21 protein-coding genes are annotated in these 23,021 nt (G+C 37.9%); 10 read left to right on the top strand and 11 right to left on the bottom strand.

Features of this window, described 5'->3' with window-relative positions; translation table 11 throughout:
* Positions 1–88 precede the first annotated feature (88 nt).
* From ppsR to ABN236_RS03185, 10 genes are all read left to right on the top strand, one after another.
* The gene (ppsR, locus tag ABN236_RS03230) at positions 89–955 is read left to right on the top strand and encodes a posphoenolpyruvate synthetase regulatory kinase/phosphorylase PpsR (RefSeq protein ID WP_088495767.1); all 867 of its coding nucleotides are present in this window, start codon (positions 89–91) and stop codon (positions 953–955) included.
* 121 nt (positions 956–1,076) lie between these two features.
* Positions 1,077–2,126: a 3-deoxy-7-phosphoheptulonate synthase gene (locus ABN236_RS03225; protein ID WP_088495768.1), complete on the top strand. Its 1,050-nt coding sequence runs from the start codon at positions 1,077–1,079 to the stop codon at positions 2,124–2,126.
* Between the two features lie 255 nt (positions 2,127–2,381).
* Positions 2,382–2,564, top strand: a complete 183-nt coding sequence (hemP, locus tag ABN236_RS03220) for a hemin uptake protein HemP (RefSeq protein ID WP_088495769.1) — start codon at positions 2,382–2,384, stop codon at positions 2,562–2,564.
* 81 nt (positions 2,565–2,645) lie between these two features.
* The gene (locus tag ABN236_RS03215; RefSeq protein ID WP_349473364.1) at positions 2,646–4,832 is read left to right on the top strand and encodes a TonB-dependent receptor domain-containing protein; all 2,187 of its coding nucleotides are present in this window, start codon (positions 2,646–2,648) and stop codon (positions 4,830–4,832) included.
* Positions 4,833–4,900: 68 nt separating this feature from the next.
* On the top strand, positions 4,901–6,928 hold the full coding sequence (locus ABN236_RS03210; RefSeq protein ID WP_349473363.1) for a TonB-dependent hemoglobin/transferrin/lactoferrin family receptor: 2,028 nt from the start codon (positions 4,901–4,903) through the stop codon (positions 6,926–6,928).
* 35 nt (positions 6,929–6,963) lie between these two features.
* Positions 6,964–8,013 carry a hemin-degrading factor gene (locus tag ABN236_RS03205; protein WP_349473362.1) on the top strand — a complete coding sequence of 350 codons (1,050 nt, stop codon included), beginning with the start codon at positions 6,964–6,966 and terminating at the stop codon, positions 8,011–8,013.
* A gap of 15 nt (positions 8,014–8,028) precedes the next feature.
* Positions 8,029–8,844 carry a heme/hemin ABC transporter substrate-binding protein gene (locus tag ABN236_RS03200; RefSeq protein ID WP_075673209.1) on the top strand — a complete coding sequence of 272 codons (816 nt, stop codon included), beginning with the start codon at positions 8,029–8,031 and terminating at the stop codon, positions 8,842–8,844.
* Complete coding sequence (locus ABN236_RS03195; RefSeq protein ID WP_088495774.1) at positions 8,844–9,848, top strand: FecCD family ABC transporter permease; 1,005 nt, start codon at positions 8,844–8,846, stop codon at positions 9,846–9,848. Before ABN236_RS03200 ends, ABN236_RS03195 begins: the two co-directional genes overlap by 1 nt.
* A complete protein-coding gene (locus tag ABN236_RS03190) occupies positions 9,845–10,639 on the top strand; it encodes a heme ABC transporter ATP-binding protein (RefSeq protein ID WP_349473361.1) in 795 nt (264 codons plus the stop codon). The genes ABN236_RS03195 and ABN236_RS03190 overlap by 4 nt, the downstream gene beginning before the upstream one ends.
* Positions 10,640–11,164: 525 nt before the next feature.
* Positions 11,165–11,533, top strand: coding sequence for a helix-turn-helix domain-containing protein (locus ABN236_RS03185; protein WP_069369334.1), 369 nt, complete (start codon positions 11,165–11,167; stop codon positions 11,531–11,533).
* 88 nt (positions 11,534–11,621) lie between these two features.
* Here ABN236_RS03185 and lplA read toward each other — a convergent pair whose 3' ends face one another.
* The 11 genes from lplA to btuC all read right to left on the bottom strand — a co-directional run bounded on the left by lplA (position 11,622) and on the right by btuC (position 22,673).
* The gene (gene lplA / locus ABN236_RS03180) at positions 11,622–12,641 is read right to left on the bottom strand and encodes a lipoate--protein ligase (protein WP_270753045.1); all 1,020 of its coding nucleotides are present in this window, start codon (positions 12,639–12,641) and stop codon (positions 11,622–11,624) included.
* A 77-nt stretch (positions 12,642–12,718) separates the two neighbouring features.
* Positions 12,719–13,210: a C40 family peptidase gene (locus ABN236_RS03175; RefSeq protein WP_036937364.1), complete on the bottom strand. Its 492-nt coding sequence runs from the start codon at positions 13,208–13,210 to the stop codon at positions 12,719–12,721.
* A gap of 149 nt (positions 13,211–13,359) precedes the next feature.
* Positions 13,360–13,758, bottom strand: a complete 399-nt coding sequence (gene arnF, locus ABN236_RS03170) for a 4-amino-4-deoxy-L-arabinose-phosphoundecaprenol flippase subunit ArnF (protein WP_270753044.1) — start codon at positions 13,756–13,758, stop codon at positions 13,360–13,362.
* A complete protein-coding gene (gene arnE / locus ABN236_RS03165; protein WP_088495778.1) occupies positions 13,755–14,096 on the bottom strand; it encodes a 4-amino-4-deoxy-L-arabinose-phosphoundecaprenol flippase subunit ArnE in 342 nt (113 codons plus the stop codon). The genes arnF and arnE overlap by 4 nt, the downstream gene beginning before the upstream one ends.
* On the bottom strand, positions 14,096–15,760 hold the full coding sequence (gene arnT / locus ABN236_RS03160) for a lipid IV(A) 4-amino-4-deoxy-L-arabinosyltransferase (RefSeq protein ID WP_349473360.1): 1,665 nt from the start codon (positions 15,758–15,760) through the stop codon (positions 14,096–14,098). The genes arnE and arnT overlap by 1 nt, the downstream gene beginning before the upstream one ends.
* A 7-nt stretch (positions 15,761–15,767) precedes the next feature.
* Positions 15,768–16,661 carry a 4-deoxy-4-formamido-L-arabinose-phosphoundecaprenol deformylase gene (gene arnD / locus ABN236_RS03155; protein WP_088495780.1) on the bottom strand — a complete coding sequence of 298 codons (894 nt, stop codon included), beginning with the start codon at positions 16,659–16,661 and terminating at the stop codon, positions 15,768–15,770.
* A gap of 9 nt (positions 16,662–16,670) precedes the next feature.
* On the bottom strand, positions 16,671–18,653 hold the full coding sequence (arnA, locus tag ABN236_RS03150) for a bifunctional UDP-4-amino-4-deoxy-L-arabinose formyltransferase/UDP-glucuronic acid oxidase ArnA (RefSeq protein WP_088495781.1): 1,983 nt from the start codon (positions 18,651–18,653) through the stop codon (positions 16,671–16,673).
* Complete coding sequence (gene arnC, locus ABN236_RS03145; RefSeq protein WP_349473359.1) at positions 18,653–19,633, bottom strand: undecaprenyl-phosphate 4-deoxy-4-formamido-L-arabinose transferase; 981 nt, start codon at positions 19,631–19,633, stop codon at positions 18,653–18,655. Before arnC ends, arnA begins: the two co-directional genes overlap by 1 nt.
* Complete coding sequence (gene arnB / locus ABN236_RS03140; protein WP_270753040.1) at positions 19,634–20,779, bottom strand: UDP-4-amino-4-deoxy-L-arabinose aminotransferase; 1,146 nt, start codon at positions 20,777–20,779, stop codon at positions 19,634–19,636.
* A gap of 132 nt (positions 20,780–20,911) precedes the next feature.
* Entirely contained in the window at positions 20,912–21,661 is a 750-nt protein-coding gene (locus ABN236_RS03135; protein ID WP_349473358.1) for a vitamin B12 ABC transporter ATP-binding protein BtuD, read from the bottom strand.
* Position 21,662: 1 nt separating this feature from the next.
* Positions 21,663–22,673: a vitamin B12 ABC transporter permease BtuC gene (gene btuC / locus ABN236_RS03130; protein WP_349473357.1), complete on the bottom strand. Its 1,011-nt coding sequence runs from the start codon at positions 22,671–22,673 to the stop codon at positions 21,663–21,665.
* Positions 22,674–23,021 lie beyond the last annotated feature (348 nt).

Here is a 23,021-nt window from a genome sequence, read left to right as displayed (position 1 = left end):
ACTTTATTTTTTTATCCTTTATAATCACTAAAAATGCTTTAGATAATATTGTTTGATTTGCTAATTCAGCTAAAAAAAGGTGAGCGTTATGATATTAAGCTTGAATTCTATTAATTGTGATAATAATGAACCCATTGATAGAACAGTCTTTTTTATCTCTGATGGTACAGCGATTACAGCAGAAGTATTAGGCCATGCGGTACTTTCTCAATTTCCATTAAAAATGAAAAGTTATACATTACCTTTTGTTTCTACTGTGGAAAGAGCTGAAGAAATAAAACAGAAAATCTCCGAAATTTATAAAAAGAGTGGTGCTAAGCCTCTTGTCTTTTATTCTATTATCAGCCCTGAAGTTAAACAGATAATAAATAGCAGTGAAGGTTTTTGTCAGGATATTGTGCAATCCCTCGTAATACCACTTGAAAAAGAAGTGGGCATTCAAGCATCGCCAAAATTAAACAAAACGCATGGATTAACCGAAAAAAACCTTAGTAAATACGATGCTCGTATTGCTGCAATCGAATACACCCTTTCCCATGATGATGGCATATCATTACGGAATCTCGACCAAGCTCAAGTGATCTTAATTGGTGTTTCTCGTTGTGGAAAAACGCCCACCAGCCTCTATTTGGCAATGCAATTTGGTATTCAAGCCGCCAACTATCCTTTTACTGCGGATGATATGGATTTCTTAAAACTTCCCGCTGAATTAAAAGAGTATCAACATAAATTATTTGGCTTAACCATTGCGCCAGAACGTCTTGCTGCTATTCGAGGTGAACGTCGCGAAAATAGCCGTTATGCCTCGATTCGCCAATGCAGAATTGAATTAGCTGAAGTGGAAGCCCTTTTTAGAAAAAACAATATTCCTTATCTCAACACCACGAATTATTCTGTTGAAGAAATTTCAACCAAGGTAATTGATTCTATGGGATTAGCGAGAAGAATGTTTTAACTCTTTCTGGCGACTTTTTTATTCGTTTTTCTCTGTGAACGCTGTTGAAATTAGCTGAATTTCGTTTATTGTGATCTTAATCACTGGGTAGATTTACCCTGTATATTTATTGAGATGAATTATGTTAAAGACAGACGAACTACGGACTAAGGTGCTAGACAGTCTGGTAACACCAGAAACCTTAGCAAAAGAGTTCCCCATTTCTGATGAGATAATCCAAAATATCACATCAGCACGTAAACGAATTGAAGCGATCCTTACTGGCGAAGACAAACGACTATTAGTGATTGTAGGGCCTTGCTCTATTCATGATCCTAAAGCCGCCAAAGAGTACGCGACTAAGCTTAATCAGCTAAAAGAACGTTATCATGAGCGCTTAGAAATTGTCATGAGAACCTACTTTGAAAAGCCACGTACAGTCATTGGCTGGAAAGGCTTAATCTCTGATCCTTTCCTTGATAACTCATGCAATGTCAACGAAGGTATTCGCCTTGCGAGAAAGCTACTAATTGAAATAAATGCGTTAGGTTTGCCCACTGCAACTGAATTTCTCGATATGGTCACAGGCCAATATATTGCTGATTTAATTAGTTGGGGGGCTATTGGTGCAAGAACAACTGAAAGCCAAGTTCATCGTGAAATGGCTTCAGCACTCTCTTGCCCTGTGGGTTTTAAAAATGGCACTGATGGTAATACTCGTATTGCCATTGATGCTATTCGCGCTTCTCGTGTAGGTCATACTTTCTTATCACCTGATAAAAATGGCCGTATGACGATTTACCAAACCAGTGGTAATCCTTATGGTCATATTATTATGCGTGGAGGTAAAAAGCCGAATTATCACGCAAGCGATATCGCTGATGCGGTTGATGCACTAAAGCAAGTGGATTTACCAGAGTATCTTATTATCGATTTTAGTCATGGTAACTGTGAAAAAATTCATCGTCGCCAATTAGAAGTAGCCAGAAATGTTGGTCAGCAAATTAAAGATGGCTCACAAGCGATTGTAGGTGTGATGGCTGAGAGCTTTTTACAAGAAGGCTCACAAAAAGTCGTACAAAATAAACCGCTTAATTATGGACAATCGATCACTGATCCTTGTTTAAGTTGGAATGATACAGAACAACTTCTTGAATTATTAGCACAAGCCGTTGAAAGTCGATTTCAATAAGCTTATTTATTAAGGGGTAATTTTTACCCCTTTTATTCTTTCTTCTACTTTCATCTAAACTCCCCCCTATTGGCGTTATATTTTGAGAAAAATATAAGTCTCTTTTATTCCATTGTTTTAATTTTCATCGTATAGCGTTTAGTTATTCACAATATGACTTAAATTTATCTGTTTACGTTAAAAAAAGCTTGTCTAAACACTTTTGTTAACGATAATGATTATCATAATGATAACGCTTATTACTCTTAGTATATTATGAATAAAAAAGCTAATAATTTGGATAGTTCTTTAACTAAACAGAATTCTCATTCTTCAATAATTCAATCAATCAATAGCATTGAGTTATTGGGTAAAGATGGCGTGGTTTACATTCAACATAACGGAGAGTTGTATCAACTGCGCCAAACAAAGGCGGGAAAATTAATCCTGACTAAATAATTATTTTTGACAATAACTTGCAAGCCACCTACCTCCTCAGCTAGGCAGCCAGCTAAATAACTCCATATACAAGGATTTTTTATGGACATTTATGGTATGTGTATGCTGAAAAAACATTTCAAATATTCAGGTATAGCGACAGCTCTTTGTTTGCTGTACACCCCTATTGCCTCTGCACAATCAGACAATACAGAGATGGACTCTCTTACGGTTGTCGGTCATTCCATTGATAAAACAAATCACGATTTTCATTCCATTCTTGATAGTTCGACACCTCAAGCACAAACCGCATCAACTACTGGTGAAATGCTAAATAAAGTGGCTGGTGCAACCCTATCAGGAACAGGTGTTACGAATGGCGCGAACATCCTTATGCGTGGCTACGACCAAAAAGGCGTTAAGATCTTAGTCGATGGTATCGAGCAACCTTTAGAAAATACTATCAACAACTTAGGTGGTATTTTTCTTGATCCTTCATTAGTGAAACGCATTGATATAAAACATGGTTCATCCCCTGTATTACACGGTAATGGGGCAATGGGCGGTGTTGTTTCGTTTCAAACGCTTGATCCTCGCAGCTTATTGAAAATAGATGAAAAACTCAGTGCTAAATTATTTACCTCGCTTTCATCCGCAGATAAGCACTTCACTTATGGGGGGATTATTGCAGGGCGACACGATATTGCCGAAGGTTTATTTGCTTACAGTCAGCGCCAACGAGGTCCTATTCGCTTAGCGAATGGTGATAAACTCGAAAACCACGAACATATTAACAACTTTTTTGCTAAAGCTTATCTCTACCCAACTGAAAACCAAACTTTCATTTTTTCAGCACGACATTATGAGAATAAAGGTACTCAGCGAGAAGTTTTACATCGCATGGGTGGATTTGGTAAGAATGAAAGTAACCAAGTTGAACGCAAATCTGAACAGAAAAATTATTCTGTCACTTATCATTACGAGCCTGAAACACAAAGTTGGGTTAATTTAACCAGTCACTTGTATTATTCACAATTCAATATTAATCAAATATTTCTAACCGATACTTCCCTTTCTGATTATCAACGTAGAAAAAACCAACAAGGGAAAATAGGTAGAAATGAAGATCGGACACAATTAACTTATGGGCTAAAATTTGAGAATAGCTCTCAATTTTCCTATTCAGATAAATTAAATCAAAAAATCATTTTAGGTTCAGAAGCTTATCAACAAAAAATGGTTTCTAATCAAGCGGCAAAAAACTTTCCTCTCGCAAAAATGGTTTATGTTGCTGGTTGGATAGAAAGCCAGCTATCAACACCACATTTACCTTTAGCATTAACAACAGGTTTACGTTATCACTATTATAAAAATAAACCTCAAAGTGATCTAAATTCGCTTTTAGAGGATTTTAAACAACATAAACCCGATTTTCATCAAACAAGTGAAAGCGATATTAGTAAAAATATTGCACTAACCTTTACACCAACACAATGGTTACAGCTCTATACCTCATATTCAACCAATATGAGAGTACCAACGCTAAATGAAATGTTTAACGACTCTCTTCATTTTGAAATACCCGCTATTTTTGGTCGTACTGCAAAAGGATTTTGGATCCCTAATCCTAATCTTAGCCCTGAAAAAAATCGTACTTGGGAATATGGTGGAAAACTGACTTTTTCACATCTATTAGCATCTGATGATGAATTTTCTCTGAATGCAGCTTATTTTGATACGAAAGCGATAGACTATATTACGTATGATATTTGGGATGCTCGTGTATTAACGAAAAAACTTCATCTGCAAGCCATTAATATTCCTCAAGCACTTATCGACGGTGTTGATCTCGGCTTACGCTATTCACATCCATTAATTTCTATTGGGTTCGGTTATAACCGCACTCAAACCCTTGAATTAACTACGAATGAAACTATTTCGCCTGTTCGCCCTGAAGTATTCACAACCTTCATTCAACTTCCTATTGCTAAAACGCCTCTCTCCTTAGGATGGTCAGGAAAATTTGCCAGTGCAACAGAAAATAAAGGCACACATAAAGGAAGAGCACCTCACGTAAAAGGTAAAACAACAAATCGAATGCAAGAGCTTATTGCTCAATATCCGGGCTATGGCATTCACGATTTCTCAATCAGTTATCAATCTCAAAAAAATAAAGATATTCAAGCTGCATTGGTACTCACTAATGCCTTTAATCGAGAATATTTCTCGGCATTAGGTGTGCCACAAGAAGGTAGAAATATCAAAATGTCCGTCAGTTATCGCTGGTAGATGAGGAGCAATGATTTACATAACAAAGGGCTGTTTAACAGCCCATTAAATAACGGAGATCCATCTGCATGTCTCAGTCATCTTTATTGATTAAATTTAGTTTGCTAGCTGTTGCTGTCTCTTCTGCTTGTGTGTCTGCACAAGAGAAAACACAAACTAATGAGGGAAGAAAATCAGAGGTACTTACTGTTTATGCGACAGGTAATGAACGCGATAGCTTTACATTACCCATGATGTCAACGGTTATAAAAAATAACAATGCGTTGTCAGAAACCGCAGGAAGTGCTTCTGAATTACTTCGTCATGTACCCGGAATTTCTATTTCGGGTGCAGGTCGTACTAATGGTGAAACCATCAGTATGCGTGGATACAGTAAAAATGGAATACTGACACTTGTAGATGGCGTGCGCCAAGGAACAGATACCGGTCATATCGACAGTATTTTTGTCGATCCTTTACTTATAAAACAAGTTGAAGTTATCCGTGGGCCTTCAGCTCTTTTATATGGTAGTGGAGCTCTTGGCGGTGTTATCGCTTACGATACTGTTGATGCAAGCGATCTGCTTTCAAAAAACGAACAAGGTGGCGTACGTGTTACTGGCCTTGGTAATACCGCTCAACATAGCCAAGGTTTAGGTGTTACTGCTTTTGGTAGACACGATAACCTTGATGGACTTGTTGCATTATCAGCTCGCGACAAAGGCGATACCCGCTATGGTGGCGGATATCGTGCTCAAAATGACGAAACCATTATTAATCTTCTTTCTAAAGGCCGCTGGTTAATTGATGATAGCAACACGTTAAGTGGACAATTCCGCTATTATCATAACAATACAAATCAACCCAAAAATCCCCAAGTTCCCTCAAATCCTACACTTGCAAATGTAGAAACTGATCGCACCACAACACAAAAAGATGTTGAGTTAACCTATCAATTTGATCCTTCAGATTCACAATGGATTAATTTGAAAACACAGGCTTATTACAGTGAAGTTGATATCAATGCCAAAACGATACAAAAAGGATTTGAAGGTCGAGAACAAAAAACCTATGGCGTAAAACTCGAAAACCGCTCACAAGTAGGAACATACAGCTTTGCATCACATGGATTAACTTATGGTGGCGAGGTTTATAAACAAAAACAGTCACCAAGCCAAAATGCAGAAAGCTTCCCACAAGCTGATATCCGCTTTATGTCAGGTTGGGTACAAGATGAAGTCACTTTACGTGATTTACCTGTCTCCTTAATTTTAGGAACGCGTTTTGACAAATATAAAAGCCAAAACGATCGTTATGATGATATTACTGCGGATAAATGGTCATCAAAAGGAGCAATCAGTATCACACCAACTGATTGGTCAATGCTTTATACCTCTTACTCACAAGCGTTTAGAGCACCAACTTTAGGTGAGATGTATAACGATGCAAAACATTTTGATGCGCCTTTCCCCGGCGCGCCAACAAACTATTGGCGCCCAAATCCTAATTTAAAGCCCGAAACCAATTCAACAACTGAATACGGATTCGGTTTTCAATTCGACGACTTATTATCTAATAATGATAATCTGAAAATTAAAGCTGCCCATTTCAATACTCGCGCAAAAGATTATATTGATGCAGATGTCGCTATTTTTCAGGGATATACACAATCAACAAATATTTCAAGAGCAACTATTTGGGGATGGGATGTATCTATGAGTTACCAATCAAAATTCTTTAATTGGGATTTAGCCTACAACCATACCAAAGGAAAAGATAATGCGACTAATGCCTCAATTACCTCAATTGAGCCAGATACATTAACCAGCCGCTTTGATGTTCCTGTACCAAGTACTGATTTTTCTGTGGGTTGGGTTGGCCAATTCACCAAAAAAACGGACTTCACCAACCATGACCGTTTTAATCGCCCAACTAATCGCCAACAAGCGGGTTATGGCGTTAATGATTTTTACCTTCGTTATGAAGGTGATGCCTCACTTAAGGGGCTAACAACCTCATTTGTACTGAGTAACGCATTTGATAAAACTTATTATTCTTCTGCAGGTATTCCTCAAGAAGGCCGAAATGCAAAAGTACTTGTGAGCTATCAATGGTAATTAACAATAAAATCAACGATATAATAGGAGTTTCTGTGAATAAACCTCTTTATGAGAGCTACCTGCAAGCTAAAGCGGACAAAAAAGCGTCATATGCGCGTGATCTCGCTTCTTACTTAAATGTCAGTGAAGCTGAACTCACTCACGCTCGTGTAGGGCATGATGCAAAACGCCTACGCAATGATGTACAAGAATTATTAAAAGCATTAAGTAAAGTAGGTGAAGTCAAAGCAATTACTCGTAATGATATTGCTGTTCATGAACATCTTGGTGAATATACAAATGCCCGTTTTAGCGATCACGCTGGTTTAATTTTAAATCCACGTGCAATGGATTTACGTTTTTTCTTTGCTTATTGGTCAAGCATTTTTGCACTTACCGAAGAGACATCAAAAGGGACTCGTTATAGCATTCAATTCTTTGATATGCATGGTGATGCATTACATAAAGTCTATGCGACAGATAACACGAATATGGATGAGTGGGATGCACTTATTCAATCATTCTTATTGGAAGAAAACCCAATTCTCAATATCACACCTGTTGAACCCTACTCAAGCACGCCTGTTAGTAATGAATTAGCGGAACAACTTGAACAACAATGGCGTTCAATGACTGATGTTCACCAATTCTTCAAATTACTAAAAGAAAATAACTTAAGTCGTCAACAAGCATTCAAAGCTGTTCCTGACGATCTTGCTTATCAAGTCGATAATAACGCACTGAAAACCTTGTTAGAACTCGCAAAAGAAGCACAAAACGAGATCATGATATTTGTCGGTAGCCGTGGCTGTGTACAAATTTTCACAGGCAAAATTGACCGCCTAGTTCCTCATCAATTTGAAAATAGCGAGCAAGTTTGGATCAACGTTTTCAATCCTGCTTTTACACTTCATTTAATTGAAAGTGAAATTACAGAAAGTTGGGTAACACGCAAACCAACTCAAGATGGGTTTGTTACTAGCCTTGAGATCTTTGATAGCAAGGGGCAGCAAATTGCTCAACTCTATGGACAACGTACTGAAGGTACTGCCGAGCAACTACAATGGCGTGAACAAGTGAATACTCTCACTAAAATCGCCTAATCGGAGAATGATTTAATGAAAAAATGGCTTCTTTTGATCCTGTGTAGCGTAATGTCTTTCATCACTTCAGCCAATGAACGCATCGTTACTATTGGTGGTGATATTACAGAAATTGTTTTCGCATTAGGTGCAGGTGAGCAGATTATTGCAAGAGACAGTACCAGCTTAGTTCCTGAACAAGTGAAAACACTTCCTGATGTAGGTTATATGCGCATGCTAAATCCTGAAGGGATCTTATCTGTCAAACCAACATTGATCATTACCAGCGAATTAGCTCGCCCTTCTTTGGCATTACGCCGTATTAAAGAAGCCGGAGTCGCTGTGAAAACAATTACAGGTACACATTCATTAGAAGCCATTAATGAAAAAATAGACACCATTGCGACTGTGTTAAATAAAGAACAAGAAGGCAATCAACTAAAAGAGAAACTCGCTCTCTCTATCAAGCAAATTTCAACCACTCCTATCGATAAGAAAATCATTTATATCATGAGTCATGGCGGTGTTATTCCAATGGCCGCTGGTCAAGATACTGCCGCAGATACCATTATTTCACTGGTTGGTGGTAAAAATGCCATGCAAGGATTTACAAGCTATCGCCCACTTTCTCAAGAAGGTGTTATTGCAAGCCAACCTGATATTTTGCTTGTAACCAAAGAAGGTATTAAAGGCATTGGTGGAATTGAAAAGCTATGGGAATTACCCGGTATAAAATACACACCTGCGGGTAAAAATAAGCATTATGTTGTTGTTGATGATATGGGTTTATTAGGCTTTACCCTTTCAACACCAGAAGTCATGCATCAAATTCGTCAAGCGTTGGAGCAATAATGTCTCGTTTTCGTTCACCGTGGGTGAGTATTCTAGTCTTACTCTTTTTGCTCACTACTGTTACATTAATTTCTGTGAATAGCGGTGCATTGGCCCTTTCGTTTCATACATTATGGAATAGCTCTTTTGATGATATGGAATGGCAAATTTGGCTAGATATCCGTTTACCTCGCGTATTATTAGCCATTCTTGTTGGAGGCGCTTTAGCAATATCCGGCGCAATAATGCAGGGGTTATTTAGAAATTCATTAGCTGATCCCGGTTTACTGGGTATTAGTAGCGGTGCAGCACTAATGGTTGCTATCGTTATTATTCTACCGTTCTCTTTTTCGCCAGCCTTTGCATTCTACAGCCACATTGTCGCCGCCTTTGTTGGTGGTTTAATTGTGGCTATGATTATTTTCTCATTACATCAATTGAGTGATGGTAATTTAGCGCGGTTATTGCTTGCTGGTATCGCTATCAATGCACTTTGTATGTCCTTTATTGGTGTATTAAGTTACATCAGCACTGACCAACAATTACGTCAATTTTCTCTTTGGATGATGGGTTCATTAAGCCAGATTGACTGGAAAACCTTATCTATTGCTACCCTTGTGATCATTCCTGTCAGCATTTTGGCATGTTGGCAAAGCCATAAATTAAATCTATTACAACTTGGTGATGAAGAAGCGCATTACTTAGGACTAAATGTAAGAAGAACTAAGTTTATTTTGTTACTTCTTAGCGCCATCTTAATTGGTTGTGCTGTTGCACTGAGTGGTGTTATTGGATTTATTGGGCTTGTCGTTCCACACCTTATTCGTATGCGTATTGGTAGTAATCATGTATGGCTATTACCTGCCACCATTTTAGGTGGTGCAACACTGTTACTCGCTGCTGACACATTATCACGAACGCTGGTATCTCCAGCTGAAATCCCTGTGGGGCTCATTACTGGATTAATTGGTGGCCCTTATTTCCTTTGGCTGATCTTACGACAACCCGCAGGAAGAATGTCATGATTGAAAAACAAAATACGCCATTGCTCTATGGAAATAATTTAACATACCAAATTGGCAACAAAACCATTATTGATGATGTGTCACTTTCACTTAATGCTGGGGAATTGGTAACCATTATTGGTCCTAATGGTGCAGGTAAATCATCACTATTGCGCTTATTAACAGGCTATACAACACCAACGCAAGGTCAGTGTTATTTTAAACAAAAATCGTATTCACAATGGAATAGCCAACAATTAGCACAAAACCGCGCTGTTATGCGACAAAACAGTCAGCTTTCATTTTCATTTTCAGTAGAAGAAGTGGTCGCTATGGGAAGAACTCCCCATGGACAGCAACATAAGAAAATTGCGATTGAGACTGCACTGCTTCAAACGGACTGTTTAAAATTTAAGGATAGAGACTATCGCCAATTATCGGGCGGTGAGCAACAGCGAGTACAGCTTGCTAGAGTTCTAGCGCAATTATGGCACCCTATGCCACAAGAAGCTGTCTTATTCCTTGATGAGCCGACCTCCGCACTTGATCTTTACCACCAGCAACATAGCTTACGTTTATTAAAGCAATTAGCAAAAACACAAAATCTTATGGTGTGTTGTGTTTTGCATGATCTTAATTTGGCGTCTCTTTATGCTGATAGAATTTTATTACTGCATCAAGGAAAGTTAGTTTGTGAAGGTACACCACACAATGTACTAACAACGGAGAATATTCAAAAATGGTATGGCGCGGATGTGAGTGTTAATGCTCATCCAGAACATTTATATCCTCAAGTTTTTCTACGTCCTTAAAAAATGTTCACCATGGTTATTTTTACTAAATCACCTCTTAGCTTTATTTTTAAGGGGTGAATTAGTAAATTTATTCTCAATAAACTGATCAATTGAAAATAAAATAATGAAGATAACCCCACACTAATTGATTAATAAATCTTATTTTACTTTTTCAACACTTAGTCAAATAAATTGACTTTAAAATACATCTTAATCAATGATTAGCTTTTATTTCGCACAAAAAAACATAACAAAGCTAAAAATAAAAGGTATAACAGAGCTATTAAGTTGAAAAAATAAATCAATAAATTCAACAAAGTAAAAGTCATACAAAATAACATTTTTAATCATAAAGATTCAATAAACTGAAGCTTACTTGAGCTATATAAGCTTCACCTATCGTTGTGATAATGATTATCAATCACGAAAAGCACTTTTTGCCTACCTGTTATTCTCCCCATGCTTAAAATAGATTATAAATAACATACGTTACTATTCTATTTACTTGGGCACTGTGTCCCCACCATTTTTGTGGGAGGTTTTATGGCTGAAAATGTCGTTAATGATATTCTGAAATGGTTAGAAACCCAGTTACAACGTAACGAAGGTATAAAAATCGATACGATTGCAAACAAAAGCGGCTACTCGAAGTGGCACTTGCAACGCATTTTTAAAGATTTTAAAGGTTGTACATTAGGCGAATATGTTCGTAAACGTCGCTTATTAGAAGCGGCTAAATCATTACAAGAAAAAGATATGTCTATTTTAGATATCGCTTTAATGTATGGCTTTAGCTCTCAAGCAACATTTACACGTATCTTTAAAAAGCATTTCAATACTACACCCGCTAAATTTAGAGAAAATGGCAAAATGCCAGACACTCATTGCTTTATGTCATGTGAAAATCACTAATCAATTTCACATCACATTATTCTTCATGAAAAAAACCAGCTCTTTTAGCTGGTTTTTGTTTTTTATTATTCTCTAGTATTGATAAAAATTACGCTATCGCTGCAACAAGCCATTCTTGAAGCTCATTAAGCTCTATTTTATTATTAGGATAAAGCACAATAAGTTGCTCAATAAGCCCTTTTAGAGACTCAGGTGTATAACGCTGCCCTACCAACATCTCGGATAATGCTTCTAATGGTGCGGGATCTAAACTGTCTGTATATATTTGGCTTCTAATAACATTGCCACGCTCAATATCAAAATGCAGCTCAACACCACCCCATTTAAAACGGTTATCTAAAAGATGTGAAAATGCAGGAGCTTGCCCAAAATTCCATTCCCAACTACTTTGCTTAGCGAATGTTTCCTCAAAACCAGGTAAATCAGGTAGTTTTTGTGGTGATATAATCTCCGCTTCTACTCGCTCACCATAGTATTCAAAAAAGCTTTCAGTGATAGTTTCACAGAGTTTTTCGTGGGTAATATCCGGTTTGAGCTCGACTAAATTAGCTACTCGGGAGCGTACAGAAGTGATCCCTTTAGCTTGAAGTTTTTTCGGATCTGGATTGAGATAATTAGCTAATCTAGATAAGTTAGCATTTATTAATAATGTACCATGATGGAAACCACGATCTTTAGTCTCTTTATAGGCTGAACCTGAAACCTTTCTTTCACCATCATCTTGGGGAACCACTAAATCATTACGCCCTGACGCCGTAGCGTTAATGCCTGCCTTTAATAATCCATCAAGAATAATTTGTGTTGATATCGTTTTATTATACTCTGGCTTTCCCGCCATAAAGGTAAAACAGGTATTACCAAGATCATGAAAAACTGCACCACCACCACTTGAGCGACGGGCTAATTTCACACCATCTTCATCCATTTTACGAGTATTACACTCTTTCCACGGATTTTGTGCTCGACCAATAACCACCGTATTATCGTTACGCCAAAGGAAAAGCACACGTTGATCAGCGGGCATTTGTCTAAAAATACACTCTTCAACAGCAAGGTTAAACCAAGGATCATAAGACTCGGAAATTAACAGACGCAATTTGCCTGACATAAGGAATACCTATATGAAGAAAATAAGGTATAAGATAGCATAACTCTCAATATATTAGGCTGTTAAATGGCACGAAACTACAATCGGCGAGCTTGCCAGAATGTTTTTTTCCAATAGACATTATCAAGGGATGAACGAGTTACCCCTTTGCTAGTTGATGCGTGGATAAATGTATTATCAGTATCATAAATACCGACATGAAGCCCATTCTCACCACCGCCAGTTTTGAAGAAAACCAAATCACCCGGCATTAAATCACTTTTACTAATTTGTGTACCATATTTGGTTTGATCAATGGTCATTCGTGGAAGTTTTATATCAAAACGATCACTGTAGGTTTTATACACAAAACCTGAGCAATCAATGCCAGAAGGTGTCATTCCACCATAGCTATATGGCGTGCCATACCATTGCTCAAGTTGCGACTTCAATTGCACTATCACCATGATAGGATCGGAAAGTTGTGTCTTTAAGGGAGGTGCTGGTGGAATACGCTTCGACGGGCTAGATGAACACCCAGCCAGCAGAATAATACAGAGTAAGAAAGGATAGAAAACAGACTTTCTCATTATATCCACCATTATTGTTACCATAGATTTTAAAATCTATCTGCTTTTTTAAGCAAAAACAAGTTATTGAAGATGAATGAGTGATGATTAGTAGAATAAATCGCACAATTAACAACAAGGATCAGAAAATAAATTTTATAATCATTAAGTTAGTGTGATTGTGTCTCTTTCGTTTTTTGGCTTATTAACCAAACACCGACCATGATAAACGCCACACCTGCTGTTTTTGTCCATGATGGTGTTTCTTGAAACCAAGGTAACATCACCGCAAGAATATAAACAAACACATAGCTCAAACTGATCAGGGGATAGGCTTTATTTAGAGGAATGGTGCGCAAAGTGAATAGCCAGCAAACCATAGAAAGGACATAGCCTACAAGACCAGCAAACACGATAGCAAGTGGCGTTATATTCGCCCATAACCATGTGAAATCAAACCATTGTTTTTCTAGCTGTAGCTCTGGTAGTTCAGACATGCCAAACTTTAACAACAATTGAGCGACTGTCACTAATAGCGCGCTTCCAATTGCCCATAAATAGCCTTTCATGCTTGCATACTCATTAATACAATGCCGACCATAATTGACGCGATACCAATCCAATGTTTCACATTAACAGGCTCTTTATAAACAAACTGACCAATTAATGTCACCACAATAAAATTGATGCTTAACATAGGATAAGCAATACTTAGCGGAAGAATTTGTAATAACCGTAACCAAAAAAGCATCCCCAAACCAAGCATTGCAATGGCAACAAAAAGCCAGAAAATTGTTTTTCTGGCTTTTGTTAATGAGTCACTTTGCCAACTAACCACCGCTTGTTTTTGACACACCTGTCCTATGCAGGTCAAAAAACTCACGATTAGCAATAAAACAAATGACATTAATTACGCTTCTCATAAGTTAAAATAGCAACTCGATGGTTTGTCACCAGCTCTTCAGGTCTTGGCAATTGTGCTAATTTCTTAGGATCTTTAAACGTAATAATAACTGAAACACGACCTTCTTTTCTTGCTTCTTCTAACCACTGAGCAAAATTATCAGGTTTAATTAATTTATGCTGAGAATCTGGATACTCTTCAACACCATAAGTTAATTCGCCAGTTCTTTCATAAAGATAGATATCGCTACGTTGTAATTCCCACGCTAATCCCGCGCCAATACCTACACTATTACTCACAATGTATTTGCTTGTGTTTAACGTCTCTATATTTTGGCGAATAAACTCTTGAGGTAATTTGCTATCTACGCTGCTATTCGGTATTGCTTGGCCGATACATAAGCTTACGCCTAATGAACAAGATGCCGCCCATAACCAGTGTTTTCCATTAAGTGTAGAGCAAAGATAACCAATAATGCCCCATAATGAGAATGCCACTATAGCTAATACCCATTTAGACCATTCATATGGCATATAAATAGGTTTTGAAGAAGCGAGTTGGATAACTAAAATAGCGATAACAACAGCAACACCAATAAAGATATTAATATAACCGTTAATACGTAGCGCTTTCATTCTAAATTTACGGGCGCAATCTACGCCATATTTCGCCATTAACATTGCTAGTGGTGCCATAAATGGCAACATATAAGTCGGTAACTTACCTTTCGCAATACTAAAAAATAAGAACGGAACGACAAACCAGCATAATAAGAAGAATAATTCCGGACGTTTACGTCTTTTCTTCCAAGCTCCCATTAATGCGCCTGGGAGTAGTCCAAGCCAAGGGATCACACCTAATAAAACAACGGGGATATAGTACCAAAATGGAGAACTATGCTGAGCATCTTCACCCGAAAAACGCTGAATATGTTCAACCCAGAAGAAGTAATGCCAATAATCAGGTTCTGCTTTTGCCACAGCTAATGCCCATGGCAAACTGATTAATGCTGCACTAAATACGGCAAGTAAGCCATAGAGCAACATTTGCGTAAATTGTTTTTGATACAGTGTGATAGGTATCATGACAATGACCGGAATAGCTAATGCTAAAAATCCTTTGGTCATAAATGCCATACCACAGGCAAGCCCTAATGTTATCCACGCCAATATTCGTGTTTTGACTGTGGTGGCTTTAAGTGCCCAAAAACAGCAAACCATACTGGCGGTAACCCAAAGTGCCAACATAGGATCTAATACACTGTAAGTGCCTACGCTAAACACTAAGAACATGGACAAATAGATTAAACTAGAAACAAAAGCGACTTGGCGGTTACGCCACATCATTCTTGCCAATAAATAGACAAGTAATGTGCTTAAGAGAATAGAAATAACAGAGCCAAAACGCACAGCAAAGTTGGTATGACCAAAAATTAATTGGCTAACATTATTGATCCAATAACCTGCTACGGGTTTCTCAAAATAGCGAATATCGAGCATATGAGGAACAATCCAGTTCCCGCTCACCACCATTTCACGGCTAATTTCCGCATAACGGGTTTCATCTGGTTGCCATAATAACCGGCTGTTCAATGGAAATAAGTAGGTAAGAACAAAAAAAAGAGCCAAGAGGATGGCCCCGATTTTACTCGCCCGGTTATTCAACATAGTTTCGTTAGACCTCTTGTTGGCACCCTAACCAGCCTTCTCGACCTGGAAAGTCAGATCGAACAACTTTACCCATCGGAAGCGTTTCTTTATCTTGTGGTAATAAATCGCTTAACGGACAGAATTCGATGCCTTCATTTGCAATCATTGCCAGTAACTGCTCAAATTGAGCGGCTTTTGACATTCCTTCAACTTCGGTGTGGATAGTATAAACAGGTATTCCACTGTCTTTTTTGATTTCATCAATAATAAATTGATTAAAATCTTCATCCTTTACCTTTGTACCAACCACTTCATCATAAGTTGGTAATGTTACTGGAATTTGCACCGTACCGATAGAACCATTTTCTAAAATAGGTCTAAAAGGATGCGTTCCTCGACAATCGCTATTGTAATCGAATTGAAAAGTTTCTTTAACTGTTAATACGCGTTCATCTGCTCGCCATCCAGCAACTGCCGAACATTTTACAGGGTTTTCAAGTGCTTTTTCCAGTGCTTCAACACCTAAACGAACTTGTTGCATTAATTCTTCTGTTGACCAACGCCCGACTTTTGCCTGCCAACCTTGATGATCCCATGAATGCAAGCCAACTTCATGTCCCGCATCTTGGGCTTCTTTCATCAAATAACCTAAATTTTTAGCAATTTTTTTGCCCGGCCATGCTGTTCCTGCTAATAAAATATCTAAGCCATAAAGTGATGCAGCATTCGATCTCAGCATTTTCCATAAAAATTTTGGCTTTAAAAGGCGCCATAAATGGCGCCCCATATTATCTGGACCAACACTAAAGAAGAAGCTGGCATGAATGTTATGTCTGGCAAATACATCCAGCAGTTGTGGAATACCTTGTTTCGTTCCTTGATAAGTATCCACATCAACTCTCAAACCAACTTTCTTCATTATTTATTCCTATTTAGTGCCTAATTCTTCAACTGCACCACGTAAGAAGAAATCTAATGTTTCTTCTACTGTTTGGCGAGTTTCAATACTTGGTTTCCAATCCAATAAACGCTCTGCATTTTTAATGCTTGGCTTACGGTGTTCAACATCTTGGTAGCCTTTACCATAGTAACTGCTACTTTCAATTTTCTTGAAGCCTGCAAATGGAGGGAAATGACCACGTAACTCATGTTTTTCGAAGCAATCTAACAGCATTTCTGCTAATTCGCGAATGCTTGCTTCGTTAGTTGGGTTACCGATATTAATAATTTGACCATCACATTTGTTATCACGGTTTTCAATAATACGGAATAAAGCTTCAATACCGTCATTGATATCAGTGAAACAACGTTTTTGCTCACCACCATCAACCAATTTAATTGGTGAACCTTCAACTAAGTTCAGAATTAATTGTGTGATTGCACGAGAGCTACCGATACGTGCTGAATTTAAGTTATCTAAACGAGGGCCCATCCAGTTAAATGGACGGAACAATGTAAATTTCAGACCTTCTTTGGCACCATAAGCCCAAATAACTCGGTCTAATAACTGTTTAGATACAGAGTAAATCCAACGTTGTTTATTGATTGGACCAACAATCAGACGTGAATTATCTTCGTCAAATTCTTTATCATCACACATGCCATAAACTTCTGATGTGGATGGGAAAATAATACGTTTATTATATTTAACACAATAACGTACAATTTTTAAGTTTTCTTCAAAGTCTAATTCAAATACACGTAATGGATTACGGGTATATTCAATTGGTGTTGCAATAGCAACTAATGGCAGAATAACGTCACATTTTTTAATATGGTATTCAATCCATTCTGTATGAATACTCACGTCACCTTCAATAAAGTGGAAACGTGGATTTCCAATAAAGCGTTCAATTGCAGAAGAACCGATATCCATACCATAGATATCATAGTTATCATCTTTTAATAGACGTTCTGTTAGATGGTTACCAATAAAGCCATTCACACCTAAAATCAGAACACGTTTGCGACGTTTAACTTGTGCAGTTGCTTTTGGTCCAACGAGAACATCAGTCACAATACCCATTTCAGCCGCTAAACGACTTCCTTGAACATAAAGACCATTTTCACTTTGACCAGTAACAACTTCAATTGCACCTTTCGCACACGCAATCACTAAAGGCTCTGTTGAAATAACAGTACCCGGACGTTTACCTTGATTATCAGCAACAGCGCGTGAACGCCAGATAATCATTTTACGTTCACCTAAGAAAGTAAATGCACCTGGGTATGGTTCTGTAACAGCACGCACTAAGTTGTGGACTGTTTTTGCATCTGCATTCCAATCGATTAAACCATCATCAGCGCAACGACGGCCAAAATACGTTGCTTGGCTTTCATCTTGTGCAGTTGTTGAATAATCACCTGATGCAATATGTGGTAATGCGCTAGAAAGTAACTTATCAGCGGCTTCTCTTACTTTTTCATGTAAAATCAGAGAGGTATCATTATCTGCAATAATAACTTTTTCTTGGGCTACGATATCACCCGCATCAGCTTTCGCTGTCATTTTATGCAGAGTAACACCCGTTTCTGTTTCACCATTCACAATCGCCCAGTTAATTGGTGCGCGACCACGGTATTTTGGTAATAAAGAGCCGTGTAAATTAAATGCGCCTTTAGGTGCCAAATTCAGGATCTCATCACTTAACATGTGACGATAATAGAAAGAAAAAATGACATCAGGTTTCATTTCACGAATACGTTCAATCCACAATGGGTGATTGACATTTTCAGGTGCAAATACTGTCAATCCCATTTCTGCACTCACGCGAGCAACAGATGAGAAGAAATGATTTTCATTAGGATCGTCAGTGTGGGTAAATACAGCCTGAATATCATAACCTGCTTTTTCAAGTGCTTTTAAACCAACACAGCCAATATCGTGATAGGCAAATACTATTGCTTTCATTAGTCTTTTTCCTGATCTTCGTTGGGTTTATTAACGCCAACCACTTTTTGGATAAAATACCGAGGACGCGCTCTTACATCATTATAAATCCGGCCTATATATTCACCTAATAAGCCCATTGCAACGAACTGCGCACCGATAAACATAAATAAGATTGCGAAAAGTGTGAATACACCTTCAGCGGCCCACATTGCACCGAAAATAATACGCAAAACGATAAGAAGTAATGCTAAAACAAAGCCAGAAACAGCGATAACACTGCCGACAATGCTTAATAAACGTAATGGCGCTGTGGTAAGACAAGTTAATAGGTCGTACATTAAATTAATAAGCTTTAAAAAGCTGTATTTTGAATCGCCATATTCACGCTCTGCGTGAGCAACATCGATTTCAATAGTACGACGAGCGAATGTGTTCGCAAGAATGGGAATAAACGTACTTCTTTCGTGACACTGTAACATCGCTTCAACAATGTGGCGACGATAAGCACGTAACATGCAACCGTAGTCTCCCATAGAGCGACCCGTTGCTTTAGTGATCATTGAGTTGATCATTTTTGAAGCCGTTTTGCGAAACCATGAATCTTGACGATTACGGCGGCGAGTCCCGACAACGTCATACCCTTCTTCAGCCGTCGTGACAAGTCTTGGGATCTCTTCAGGTGGGTTTTGTAAATCAGCATCCAATGTGATCACTAAATCACCATCAGCCTGATTAAAACCCGCCATAATTGCGGAGTGTTGACCGTAATTACGGTTTAAAATAATTGCAATAACGTGATTTTCTTCAATTGCAGCCGCTTCTTCTAACATCTTAGCTGAATTGTCACTACTACCATCATCAACAAGGATCAGTTCATATTCTTGTTTTAATTGTTTACAGCTCTTAATTGTACGTTCTAAAAGCTGAGGAAGGCTCTCTTCCTCGTTATAAACGGGGATTACAACCGATACTTTCTTGATTTCATCAAATGTTGACACTTAAATATGCTCCGAAAGAATTTCATTGATCGCATCTACAACGCGAATAACATCTTCATTACTCATATCAGGAAACAGCGGCAGCGAGCATAACGTTGCAGAGTTCCATTCTGATTGAGGAAGGGATAAAGCAGGATAGCGCTCACGATAATATTTTTGTGTGTGCGCAGCACGGAAATGAAGCCCTGTACCAATGTCTTTTTGCTTCAATTTCTCCATAAAGGCATCACGATCGATGCCACAGGCATTTTTATCGACTCTCACCATAAATAGGTGATTTGCATGCAAATGTGAATATTCAGGGACACTCAACATTTCTAATGGAGAATCTTTGAGCTTTTCACGATACAGTGCAACTAACTCAGCACGTTTAGCATTCATTTCATCTAAACGCCCTAATTGCACCACAGCAATCGCTGCATGAATATCAGATAAGTTGTATTTGTAGCCAGGTTCAACAACTTCTGCTTGAGGCTTACGACCTTGAATTTGTCTATCAAAGGCATCAACCCCTAAACCATGGAATTTTAAGCAACGTACTCTATTAGCTAATTCGTCATTATCAGTAACAACCAATCCGCCCTCTGCACAAGTTACGTTCTTAATTGCGTGGAAAGAGAAAATAGAGGTTCCTTTTTCACCAATCCATTCATTTTTATAGCGAGTACCAATAGCATGTGCAGCATCTTCAATCAGAGGAATTCCCGCCTCTTCTGCAACCTTTCTTAAGGCATCAAGATCGCAAGGCGCACCGGCATAATGAACCGGAATAATTGCTTTTGTTCTAGGTGTAATCGCTTTTTTGACATCTTCTGCACTCACCATCAAAGTATCACGGTCAACATCAATCATTACAGGCTCTGCACCAAGTAACGTAATGATATTCATCGTTGAAACCCAAGTTTGTGATGGTGTGATAACTTCATCACCAGCGCCAATTCCCATCGCCATTAAAACAACATGCATACCCGCAGTGGCAGAGCAGATTGCGATAGCGTGTTTGCTACCAAATTTTTCACAAAAATCTTGCTCTAATTGATGGTTTTGAGGACCTGTTGTAATCCAACCTGAACGCAGTACATCCTCAACGGCTTTGATTTCTTCATCGCCAATCGCAGGGCGAGAGAAAGGAAGGAAGTGACTCATAAAAATGTAGCCTAATTAATGAATGAATAAAAACAATTATATACAAACTATTGTTCACCGACATCCGTCTTATTAAGAAAACATTAAAAAAACCTTAATAATTACTTGGGGATAAGCTTAACAACAGTCATATTATTGCAAAACCAGCCAATCAATATGATCAACATCATTGATGCACTTGATATTTGTATTAAATGTAGTTGATAATAATTTTTCGTCCAATAAGAGTGCAGATGCGCCAGAATTAACCAAATATCCATTTTTTATGAGCCAAACTCTGTCTGCTTTTTGATAGGAATGATTCAAATTATGCGTACTCATAATAACGGCGCCACCTTGTTGGCAAAACTTATCAACCCACTTGTCCAAAATCGCCAACTGTACGACATCTAAATTATTAGTTGGTTCATCAAGTAACATTAATTTCCCTTTTAAATCATAACTTGACCATAATTGGATAAATGCGCCAACAATTCTGACCCTCTGCCATTCGCCTCCCGATAAATGATGAATATTTTTTGACAATAACTTGTCAATTTTAAAATCACTTAACAGCATATTTAACTGCTGAATATCCATTTTCGACAATTTATGATATAGCGAGAGATAATGAAAAACAGGCATAAATGACAAAGCTTCCAATTGTTGTATAACAATGCTCTGCATTCTAGAAAGATCATCATATTTATAATGTCTTATTGAAGTTTCGTTTAGAATGATTTCTCCTCTAAACGAAAACTCTCCTGCTATCGCCATTAAAAGCGTACTTTTTCCTGCGCCATTAGCACCAATTAAATGGATACGCTCGCCATAACTTACTTGCTCTGTAAATGCGTTAAGTCGATCATCAACACTTAAATTATTAAGTTTAAGTAACGCCATATTACAAACGCCCCATCTCTTTGGTTGCCAATAACCAAATAAATAAAGGTGCACCAAGCGTTGCTGTAATCACACCTATCGGAACTTCTGCACCATTTAAAATCAAGCGAGATAGCAGATCAGCAAGCAATAACAATACGCCACCAGCAAGCGCACACGCGGGTAGTAACGTTTTATAATGGGTTAGCCCAGATAATCTTAATAAATGCGGTACAACAAGCCCTACAAAACTGATAGCCCCCGCTAAAGCAACGCTCAGCCCTATCAATAACCCAACGGCTAAAATAAACCAATTTCGCCATTGATTAACGGATATGCCTAATTGTTTTGCTCTAAATGAACCTAAAGATAAATAATTAAGAACATCAGCTTGTAGAATAAGGATCAAGAGAATAGGCATAAGAGCCCAAAATAAGATTTGATGACGCCAATCAATACCGCTAAAACTCCCCATCAGCCAATACATTAATTGCCTTAAATCCAAAGCTGAGCTGAAGTAAACCAACCAAGTCATTATTGCACTCGCCATAACGCCTAATGCCACACCAATTAATAATAACTGAGCATTAGACAGCTTTTTAATTCGAGTAAAAAACATTAATAAAATAGTAATTCCTAATGCACCAAATATCGCCGCACTACTTATTAACCAAGCGCTTAAGCCTATTTGTAAAACAATAAGTAATACAACACACACTCCCGCACCACTGCTTACTCCTAATAACCCGGGCTCTGCAAGTGGATTTTGGAACAGAGCCTGCATAATAGCGCCCGCAATTGCCAAACTTGCACCAACAGTCACGACAGCAAGTATTCTGGGTAAACGGATCTGCCAAACAAATAAATAGGCTTCATCTGTTAACCATTGATGTGGGAATAACGAAATCTCGCCGACAGAGAGGGAAAAAATAAATAAGAAACATAATACTAGTGCCATTAGAAACAGTTTTTTTCTGTCGCCAATGCGTTGTCTCTTGGTAAATTTAATCAGAGGATTAACTTCTTTATTCATTTCGTTCCCTATCCATGCAACAACGGTTTTTACTATTTTTATTTATAAAGTCATTTTTTAGCAACATAACATGTTCACACTCAATGATGAAAAACTAAATTGAGAACATGCAAGTTTGTCTCTAATAATGAAGAAAAAAACTAGGATTAACTATCACAGTATTGATGCAAATAAGAGATAAAAAGGAAGAGTCAAAATAAGAAATGAGAATAAAAAGGAAAGATAATTAGAAAATAAAAATATACCGTCCAAATAGAAATATCTATTCAGACTATATTGATAAATATAAACATCCCAATACGACTATCATCAAAATCAGATACAAATAAAAGCGATAAAAAAACGGCT

It is taken from the genome of Proteus sp. fly-1013, assembly GCF_040140245.1.
Taxonomy (GTDB): domain Bacteria; phylum Pseudomonadota; class Gammaproteobacteria; order Enterobacterales; family Enterobacteriaceae; genus Proteus; species Proteus mirabilis_B.
This window is presented reverse-complemented; position numbering and strand designations above follow the sequence as displayed.